We start from the raw sequence: 10,127 nt of genomic DNA, 5'->3' as shown, positions 1-10,127 counted from the left end.
CTCATAAATCGGTGTCAATCAAGGTGTTGCAAGTTTTGTAAAGTGAATTATTCAATAAAGCAAGTTTTTAATGCATCTAGCTAATTCTCCTGGTTAAAACTTGACACCTAAAGGAATAGAAGTATAATTAAACTATGCAGAAGTGGCTCGACCCTAAAGTGCTATCAAGGATAAAGTCAATGGAGCTTAGGGCAAAGCTTGTTGTTGAAGGCTTCCTTGTTGGAATACATCGTAGCCCTTATCATGGGTTTTCAGTTGAGTTCACTGACCATAGACCGTATCAGCCGGGAGATGAGCTACGAAGAATAGACTGGAAAGCATATGCAAGGAGGGAGAGATTTTATACTAAGCAGTTTGAGGAAGAGACTAACCTTAAAGCCTACATTATACTTGATGCAAGTAATTCTATGGCATATTCGTCAAATGGAGTATCAAAATTTGAATACGGTGCTTATATATCTGCATCGCTTGCTTGGTTACTCATACATCAAAAAGATGCAGTCTCATTTACTATCTTTAATGAGGAAATTGAGCACTACTTGGCACCATCGTCTACTAAAATACAACTTTCGCATATTATACAGCTTTTAGAAGAGACAAAACCGTCTAAAAAGACTAAAATAATGGCTACTCTATCACAGATAGCAGTTAAGATTAAGAAAAGGGGGCTTATAATATTCTTATCAGACCTGCTCGCACCCGAGGACGAAGTTATTGATGCACTTAAAAAGTTTAGACACAGAAAAAATGAAGTACTTGTATTCCATATACTTGACCCAGCTGAACTTAATTTACCATTTAAAGAATCATTGATATTTAAAGACCTAGAGACACAGGATGAACTGCCAGCAGACGAAAGTATTAGATTTTCTTACAAGCGTGAAATGGAAAAACTCATAAATACTTATAAGCATGGCTTTTATTCAAATAATATTGATTACCTTATGCTACGGACATCAGAATCTTTAGAAAAAGCACTCGCTTTTTATCTTGCAAGACGCAGAAATAGAAACATAATCTCAAGAGGTGTTACCACAAGATGACATTCTTAAACCCACTCATACTTTTTGGACTTCTCTCTTTACCTATCCCATTCATCATCCACCTATGGCATAAAAGAAGGATGAAAAGGATTGAGTTCCCAAGTATTACATTACTTAAACGGGCTGAAACAGGAGAGAAGGCTTTTAGGCGACTTAAAGATATAATACTGCTTATTTTACGAACTCTATGTCTGCTTTTTATTGTCTTTGGATTTGCAAATCTATCAGTTTTAAAGAGACAACAGATTGTTATTCTTGATAACTCATATGATATGCTTACAAAAGCTGATAGCCGTACACTGTTTGAAATAGGAGAAAATATAGCAAAGAGACTTAAAGCCAAAGGCTGTAAAGTAATACTTGCATCTGGTGATTCGTATCCATATAAGTGCAGGTATCAGAAATTTTCTATCCATACACAAGAAGTGGATTACGTGATTACAAAGGCAGGGAAGTTGCCACATATTACTGGAATAGAGATAATAGAACTTAACGGAAAAGATGAAAACTTTTCTGTTGATTCTTTATCTTACACTCCACCAAGCTTACTTGCTTTTATATCAAACCACACAAAAAATGAAAGAGATAGAATTGTCAACTTATCTTTAAACGCTCAAACTTTTGAAACAAGGGTCTCTATACCACCTTATTCAACTGCTACAGCTGTATTTCCACTACATAAGCCTGTATCTGAATGCTCAGTATGGATTGAGAACGATGCACTAAAGATTGATAATATTAGATATTTTGTACACCCGCAACTGCCTAAATTGAAAGTACTCGTTGTCGCCAATTACGAAGAGGCTTTTTTTATCAAGAACGCACTCGCACCAAATGTAGGGCCAACCGTTGAGGTTGCCCAAAAAGAGGTAGAAGATAGAAGAATTAGTGTAAAAGTGAGCCCAAAAATCAGAAGCCCAGAGAACTACAATATGATAGTTTTTATTGGGACTCATCCACTATACATTTGTAGGGGTTTGATTAATCAAACCCCTACAATCTTTTGCCCAGCAAGTGCACCTAAAGTAGAAGGATTCTTAACTTTAGACTGGATTTCAGAAAGGCATCCAATATTTTCAGGGTTCAAATTTATACCCGAACTTAAGCAAATTAAGTTTACTGCTAGAGAGATTATAAAAAAGGAAGGTAATGTTATTGCAAGCTTTTCTGATGGCACTCCTGCAATAATTGAACCTAAACCGGGTATGTTAAGATTAGCTTTCCCATTAAATAATTCTGCAGGTGAATTTGTCCTATCACCATTATTTGTCCCAGTTATGCATCAAATAGCTTACTATGTTGCAGGTAAGCCTATAGAAGCGTGTAACTTTGAAGTTGGTGAGTTGGTTAAGTTTAAAGTAGACAAATTCAAATCGTACAAATGTGTCGGTCCTATACTGTCACAAGAGCTTACACCAGAAATTGAGCCAAGTGGAATGTATGTGTATTTTACTCCAGAAGCCCCCGGTATCTATGAGATTACTGGGGTTAATGAGAGGTATGACCTAAAGTTTGCAGTTAATATAAGTGATTCAATTATACATAAAGAGATTAAAATTGATAAGAAAAAGGAATGGATGAGTCTTAAAAAGTGGGTCTTTACATTTGCGCTCCTTTTACTTATTGCTGAACTGGTAATAAGGAGGCTTTAATAGAAATTATGAGTGCTTAATTATGAATGCTTAATTACACACATCAATTTAGAATTTAGCATTTAGAATTCAGCATTATGTTATTTATTCTATTCATTCTTGGTGAGATTCAACCACAACTTAAAGACACAGCTGGAACAGTATATTACTCTGGTGATACACTTCACTATGAATGGAATGAAGGAGTAATCTTGCTTACCGGACAGGCTGAACTTAAGACTACTGATGTTAGAGCTAAAGCAGATACAATAAAATATGAATCAAATAAGAATATTGTTACTGCTACAGGTAACCCTATCCTATGGGTTGGTGACCAAGAAATAGCAGGTAAGATAATGCAATACGACTTAAATAGTGGTGAAGGTATTATCAAGGATGGCGCTACACAGATTCAAAAGGGCTGGTTTAATGGCAAAATTATACGAAAAGTTGGCACACGCACTCTTAACATAGACTATGGTAAATTTACTACCTGTAGCCTGAATCCACCCCATTATTATTTTTGGGGTAGACAGCTAAAAGTATATGTTGATGATATGGTATTCACGAAGCCACTCGTTTTATGTGTTAAAGGGATACCACTTTTTGTTGCCCCATTTTGGTGGTTTCCAATAAAAAAGGGGAGACAGTCTGGCTTCCTTTACCCAAAGGTTGGACGCTCTGATGCTGATGGTAGGTATATAAAAGATGTTGCTTATTACTGGGTAATAAATGAGTGGTCAGATGCTACATTTACACTTAACTATCTTGAAAAGAGGGGTCAAAGAGTTTTACTTGAAGGGAGGTGGATTACGATACCTCAGGGAGCAGGGGATTTTATCGTTTCATACATAGCTGAGCAGCAAAAAAATAGAAGATGGTCACTTGATTTAACACACTCACAAGAGATAGGGAGCCGTTTTTATCTCAGGGCAAATGGTAACTTCATCAGTGACGCCCAGTATAAAGTAGACTATGAAGAGGAGCGACTTGTTCAACTTGATAAAATTATGACTTCATATCTTTCACTCACTAAATCATGGGACTTGGGAGGGATAAACTTTTTAGCACAAGAACGTAAAGATTTAACAAAAGAAAATGTGCAAACAATACTGCCTAGACTTACTTATTCACTTAATCCAAAGAGAATATTTGGGTGTTATTTCTCATACTCTGGTGGGATTACAAATTCAAGAAGCTATGCCTCAAGTAGTGACGAAGGATACAAACAGCAATCAGATAATGTATTTTCAATTTCTTTGCCTTTCAAGTTATTTAGATATATATCTGTAGCTCCTGCAACTACTCATACTTACACATTTAAAAGACCAGAACCAATGCAAAAACCACATCACAAGCAGCATAGTGTATCTATTTCAACAAACATTTATGGTAGGTCTATTTTTAAGCCAGAATTCAGGCATATTATGACTCCTACAATAGCTTATTCCATTATTGATAAACAGCGCTCTTGTTCATTCTCTGTATCCAATGACTTCCAATTATTGATTGGTGAGAAGAAAATACCACTCGCAAAAGCAAACCTGGAAAGCAACTGGAACTTTGATAAGAATAGGATTAACCCTATTAATATTTCAGTCTATTCAACCCCTATTTCATTATTAGATTTACAAGCTTATGGAATTTATAAACCTTATGATGAGATTCAAAAGCTCAAATTTGATAGACTTACAATAAATTCACGACTACAGAGGAAGAATTTTTCTATATCTGTAAGCTACAACTGGGCAAATGAACGAGATGAGAGTTTGTGGGGAAATCTTAACATTAACCTAACTAAAAACTGGAAATTTAGCCTATCAAGGAGATACGCCTTACAAAATGTAGGGGCACGATTTATCGCGCCCAAAGAAGGTAAAATAATAGACGAAAGCTTCTCTCTATACCGCGATTTACATTGCTGGGATATGGTATTCAATTTCGACAGATACGGCGAACGGTGGAGGTATGATTTTAAGCTCAGACTCAAAGCAATACCAGAAATAAAGATAGGAAAAGAACTATTTGGAATATTCTTATAGAAGCAAGGGGACAGTTCTTGAAAAAATTGTGAAAAGAGTTATATATAAAGAAAATGGCAGACCTGTCTACCGACAGACAGGAAAAGATAATAGCTAAAAATCAAGATGAAATGGTGTAAAAAGAGAACCGTTCCTATTGGCATTATGCTATTCAGGAGGTAAAAGGTTTATGAAACAGCAAAATAATAAATCGGCTTTTTATTATACAGTTTGTCTGGCCACTCGGATAATCCTTGCAATATTTCACTCATTAAAGGTAAGAGGCGCAGAGAATGTTTTAGGGAAAGGTGCTTATATTATTGCAGCAAATCATATCAATTTAACTGTATCCTATCTGTTTGAAAAACCTTTTGACAAGTAAAAATCTTTGTAATATAATTGGGTTACTATTGTGAACCTTTTCTTAATCATATTTCCTACACTTGTTATGCTGAACTCTTCGCTTGTCATTCTGAACAAAGTGAAGAATCTCTTTTTGCTCAGGGTAAACTCTGTGAAACATCCTAAGCTACCTGACAGGAATATTTTTCATAAACCATCCTGTTTGATACCTACGCCTGTTAGGTTTGATAGCTCCTTATGTAAATTTAATTTCTTGACTTCTATGATGAAGACCATTAAAGTTTTGAAACATAAACCTTGTTAGATACTCACTGTCTAACGAGGTAAACGAAATAGGTTGGTTATTTTAAGTTAAATGAATAGAGAAGAGATTTTTAAAAAGATTGCTCAGCTACTTAAAAAACAGGGGGCTAAAAAGGTAGCTGTTTTTGGTTCTTATGTTAGAGGGGAAGAAAAGCCAGTGAGTGATATAGATGTTATTGTAGAATTTGCAGAAAGAAAAAGCCTTCTTGATATTGTGGGGATAGAACAAGAATTAGCTGAAGCATTAAATATAAAGATAGATTTGCTAACTGAGAAATCCATAAGTCCATATCTAATCGACAGAATTAAAAAAGAAATGATAGTGATTTACGGATGAAGAAAGATAACCTTGTATACTTAAGACATATTTTGGATGCCATACACCGGATTGAAGAATATATTGGAGATGTGAAATACAAGAATTTTGTGAATAACAAGCTGATCCAAGCCGGCATTATAAGAGAGATTGAAATAATAGGAGAGGCTACTAAAAGGTTAATGCCAAGATTCAAAGAAAAATATCCTGATATACCTTGGAAGAAAATGGCAGGGATGAGAGACAAGTTGATACATAATTATTTTGGTGTAGACATAGATGCGGTCTGGGATACAGTTAAAAAGGATATTCCTGCATTGAAAAACAGGTTGAAAGGTCTTATTGAAAAAGAAGAGAAAAAATGAGTTGGATTAAAAAAAAGGAATTGGTAAAATTATGAGGAAAGCTTGTAAAGTCATCATATGAGTCTCTTTTTAATCGTACTTCCTACACTTGTCATTCTGAGCGAAGCGAAGAATCTCAAAGTGAAGCATCCTGAACTACTTGACAGAGCTATCTTACATAAACCATCATGCCCAATCTCCACACCAATTAGGTTTGATAGCACATACCCATACGATGTGTTACACTATAATATCAATATTGAACTTGATTTTCCAGGTAACTTAATCCTACATGCATGGACAGAAATTACAGCTAAAAGTAAAACAGATACTCTGTCAAGAGCTAACTTTAACTTTGTAGGACTTACAATTGATTCGGTTCTCGCTAATGGAAGTATAGCTGATTATGAGCAAGTTGGGACAGGACCGGACCAAATTTTATCAGTAGACTTAGCAGGAACCATACCAGATGGTGATATATTTAGGATAGGTGTGAGTTACAGTGGACGACCAACTGATGGAATATACTATCAAAGTGGCATTGCTTATGTTATGAGTATTCCATGGAGTTGGACTAACTACCCTATAGGGGCAAGGTACTGGTTTCCATGCAAGGATGAATTCCATGATAAAGCGACATCCGAACTATCAGTCACTGTGCCAGCAGGGTATAAAGTGGTAGCAAATGGTTATCTTGAGAATGTTGATACAGTTAGTACAAAGGTGACATATCACTGGGTTGAAAACTACCCTATCCCTACTTGGTATATAGTGTTTGCAGTATCAGACTATGTAGTGTTAAACGATACTTTTGTATACGGTGATAGCAGTATGCCTATAATACACTTTGTAAGACGGGCAGACTCATCTGATGCACTCATTGCTTTCTCAAATGTGTCAGATATACTTACTTTCTTCTCAGATTTATTTTCCGAAGGATCCTGTGGAGAAGGGAGATACCCATTTTTTCACGAAAAATACGGACTCGTCCAACTGCCGTCATTAGGATGGGCTATGGAGAACCAGACTAATGTGTTTTTAGCAATTAGCATACCACCAAACCATAACTATGAGTGGTTGATTGCACACGAGACTGCACACCAATGGTGGGGATGCTCAATAACACCGGGTAGTGTTAAAGATGTATGGCTAAATGAAGGGTTTGCTACTTACTGCGAAGCATTGCATTCAGATTACTGGGAAGGTGGTATTCCATATCACGATTATATGATAGACATAATGGACTATTACCTTAATTATGAAAATAGCCCACTCGGCCACCCATTCCCTATTTACGACCCACCAGGAAGTGGATTGTGGAGTGCAACCACTTATGAAAAAGGAGCTGCAGTTCTACATATGCTCAGGCACATTGTTGGAGATAGTACATTTTTTGATATTTTGTGTACTTACTATAAAACATACGAATATAGCAATGCTATAACTGCTGATTTCCAAACAGTTGCCGAAACCCAAGCAGGGATAGAACTTGACTGGTTTTTTGATGAGTGGATATACAAAGCAGGCCACCCAGAGTATGAGTGGTCATGGGGATGGGATTCACTGGGCCAAGACTCATTTAGGATAAACCTTTATATTAATCAGGTTCAACCACATAACTGGGATGTGCCAACTTTTAAGATGCCAATTGATATTGAAGTATATAGTGCTTATGGGGATACTACATTATTTGTAGCATGGGATAGCCTTGAGACACAAAGTTTTAGCTTCTTGGTAAATTATCCACCTACAAGCGTTAAGTTTGACCCAAATGACTGGATTTTAAAGGAGGCTACTTTTGTAGGAGTTGAAGAGCAAGCCCATCATGACAAAAATGAAATGCCATTGCGAGTGACAGCAAAGCAATCTCCAACACTTGTCAAAGACTACTTTGAAATTTCTTACAAGCTGGATAAACCGGGCTATGTCTCTTTTGCAGTATATAATTTAGCAGGTGCAAGAGTTGGTAGAATAGAAAGATATCACCCACTTAAGGGCAAATACATATTAAAACAGAATATTAACAACTTGCCTACTGGGATATATTTTTATAACCTATCTATTGACAACAAACTGCAAACAAAGGGTAAATTTATTGTTATTAAATAGGAAATAGGTAACGGACTACCATTTTTATCGTTCATTCCAGCAATCAAAAAACACAATAAAAATTAGCAGTCCATCCCCATTATTTGAGAAACTATTAGCCTTAACTGGAGAGAGAGCTATTAACCCATTTTTTATAATTAAGATTCACTAATAAACGAAAGAACCAATGTCTCTTGAAGGCTCTTAATCTACCAAAAATTGAGTTGTATGAATAGAGCTTTTTCCATGCCCATTTACAGCCTTTAGAAAATATCTCTGGTGACATCAACTTTGGCTGAAAGACAACATCACCATATTTACTCCAGTCTTTAGTAATTATTCTATTCTCTTTGTCTAACTTGTGGTAAAGAGGCGTTCCCGGAAATGGAGTTAGAGCAGATAAAGATTAGGACTCGCATATTAGTATTTCTAAAAGTAGTTTTGCCCCTAATACAAGGTCCGATACCTTAATAAATTCATCTTTTGTATGCACTTTTTGCATACCTGTCCCAAGCACAACTGTAGGTATACCATGCTCATTAAATACATTCGCATCTGAGCCTCCTCCCCCTTTATGTATATATATATCAAGCCCAATACGCTTACCGGCAGAAATTACCTTTTGCACTACAGGAGCATCAGCCGGAATATAGAACCTTTTAAACTCATGTGATATTTCTTCTTCTACTCTCGCAAATATAGGATTGCCATCTACTACTTTACCACTCTTATTTACTGCATCTTTGAAGCATTGAATCATATGCTTAGTCTGAGACTCAAGCTTATCATCAGAATGACTACGAACCTCACCTTCTACTTCAGTATAGCCAGGCACAATATTTGTAGCAGTACCACCTTTTATCTTACCAATGTTTGCAGTTGTCTCTTCATCTATTTTACCAAGCCTCATCCTTGATATTGATTGAGAAGCGACTTCAATTGCAGATATACCATGCTCTGGACTTGCACCGGCATGAGACTCTACACCGTAGATTTTGACAAAAAGCTTGGTACAAGATGGTGCAGCTGTAGTAATTACGGATATTTCCTCGGTATCCAATGAGTAGCCATATTTTGCATCTAAAATTGAGAAGTCAAGGTTCTTTACACCAAGAAGCCCGATTTCTTCAGAAATAGTGAAAACTACATCAATTGGAGGATGGGATAAATTTTGCTCAATTAAAACTTTTAATACTTCAAGTATAATTGCAACACCAGACTTGTCATCTGCACCAAGGATTGTTGTGCCATCACTCCTTACGACACCATTGTCAACAATTGGGGTTATTACTTCATCTGTGCCTACAGTGTCAAGATGAGCATTGAGCATTAGGGGTGGCAAATCAGGATTACCGTATATCTTAGCAACAATATTTGAACCGTCACTTCCTGCTATTTTACTAGCTTCATCTCCGCTAAATGTGGATCTGCCTTCGGTGGAAAAGAAAACTTTTGCCCCAAGTTTTTTCAGTTTTTGTGCAACTAATCTTGAGATTTTGCCCTCTTTTTTTGAAGGACTCCCTATACGGACAAGTTCAAGAAATTCGTTAAGTAGCCTATCTTCTTGAATCATAGTTTCTTTAATTTTGAATTGTAATAGTTTAGTTTTTCTAAAATGTCATCGCGAGTCCCTTTCTGTCATTGCGAGTGACTCTGAACTTGTTTCAGGGGAAGCAATCTCTACTCATTCGGATTTCGTCGTTCGTCATTGAATTTTTATTATCCGGTCATCACCATCATGTACAATTTTATAAATACCTTTTGATGTTTCAACTATAAAAATACGCTTCCTATCACCAGTTGAGGAATTTTCTACTAACTCCTCTCCTATTACCTTATTTATGAGCTGTTCCTCGTTGTCTAAGGTAAATGAAACAGGCTTCTCTTCGCTCTTATACCCAGAATACCACTTTACACTCACAGGTTAAGTTTATAATACACCTAATCAAGTGTCAAGACTTTGTTGCTTTGTTGAATAAATATTTTTATATCCACAAATTATCAGTCCAAAAATATTG

Annotated in this window: 9 protein-coding genes and 1 pseudogene; 7 read left to right on the top strand and 3 right to left on the bottom strand. The window is 36.2% G+C overall.

Features of this window, described 5'->3' with window-relative positions:
• Positions 1–134: 134 nt before the first annotated feature.
• From QMD71_09470 to QMD71_09440, 7 genes are all read left to right on the top strand, one after another.
• A complete protein-coding gene (locus QMD71_09470; GenBank protein MDI6841055.1) occupies positions 135–1,043 on the top strand; it encodes a DUF58 domain-containing protein in 909 nt (302 codons plus the stop codon).
• Positions 1,040–2,695, top strand: a complete 1,656-nt coding sequence (locus tag QMD71_09465) for a BatA domain-containing protein (protein MDI6841054.1) — start codon at positions 1,040–1,042, stop codon at positions 2,693–2,695. The genes QMD71_09470 and QMD71_09465 overlap by 4 nt, the downstream gene beginning before the upstream one ends.
• A 77-nt stretch (positions 2,696–2,772) precedes the next feature.
• On the top strand, positions 2,773–4,716 hold the full coding sequence (gene lptD, locus QMD71_09460) for an LPS assembly protein LptD (protein MDI6841053.1): 1,944 nt from the start codon (positions 2,773–2,775) through the stop codon (positions 4,714–4,716).
• 169 nt (positions 4,717–4,885) lie between these two features.
• The gene (locus QMD71_09455) at positions 4,886–5,077 is read left to right on the top strand and encodes a hypothetical protein (protein MDI6841052.1); all 192 of its coding nucleotides are present in this window, start codon (positions 4,886–4,888) and stop codon (positions 5,075–5,077) included.
• A 336-nt stretch (positions 5,078–5,413) separates the two neighbouring features.
• Positions 5,414–5,698, top strand: coding sequence for a nucleotidyltransferase family protein (locus tag QMD71_09450; GenBank protein MDI6841051.1), 285 nt, complete (start codon positions 5,414–5,416; stop codon positions 5,696–5,698).
• A complete protein-coding gene (locus QMD71_09445) occupies positions 5,695–6,042 on the top strand; it encodes a DUF86 domain-containing protein (GenBank protein MDI6841050.1) in 348 nt (115 codons plus the stop codon). The genes QMD71_09450 and QMD71_09445 overlap by 4 nt, the downstream gene beginning before the upstream one ends.
• A gap of 57 nt (positions 6,043–6,099) precedes the next feature.
• Positions 6,100–8,130 (top strand): M1 family aminopeptidase, encoded by a 2,031-nt coding sequence (locus QMD71_09440; GenBank protein MDI6841049.1) that lies wholly within the window; start codon positions 6,100–6,102, stop codon positions 8,128–8,130.
• A gap of 100 nt (positions 8,131–8,230) precedes the next feature.
• Here QMD71_09440 and QMD71_09435 read toward each other — a convergent pair.
• From QMD71_09435 to QMD71_09425, 3 genes and pseudogenes are all read right to left on the bottom strand, one after another.
• Positions 8,231–8,473: pseudogene (locus QMD71_09435) on the bottom strand (B12-binding domain-containing radical SAM protein).
• Between the two features lie 42 nt (positions 8,474–8,515).
• Entirely contained in the window at positions 8,516–9,682 is a 1,167-nt protein-coding gene (locus QMD71_09430; GenBank protein MDI6841048.1) for a M20/M25/M40 family metallo-hydrolase, read from the bottom strand.
• 132 nt (positions 9,683–9,814) lie between these two features.
• Positions 9,815–10,030 carry a hypothetical protein gene (locus QMD71_09425; protein MDI6841047.1) on the bottom strand — a complete coding sequence of 72 codons (216 nt, stop codon included), beginning with the start codon at positions 10,028–10,030 and terminating at the stop codon, positions 9,815–9,817.
• Between the last annotated feature and the right edge of the window lie 97 nt (positions 10,031–10,127).

This window comes from bacterium, assembly GCA_030018315.1.
Lineage (GTDB): Bacteria > Hydrothermota > UBA3073 > JACQXS01 > JAGMCI01 > JASEGA01.
The sequence above is the reverse complement of the archived record's forward strand: the minus strand, read 5'-3'. Positions and strand labels throughout refer to the sequence as shown.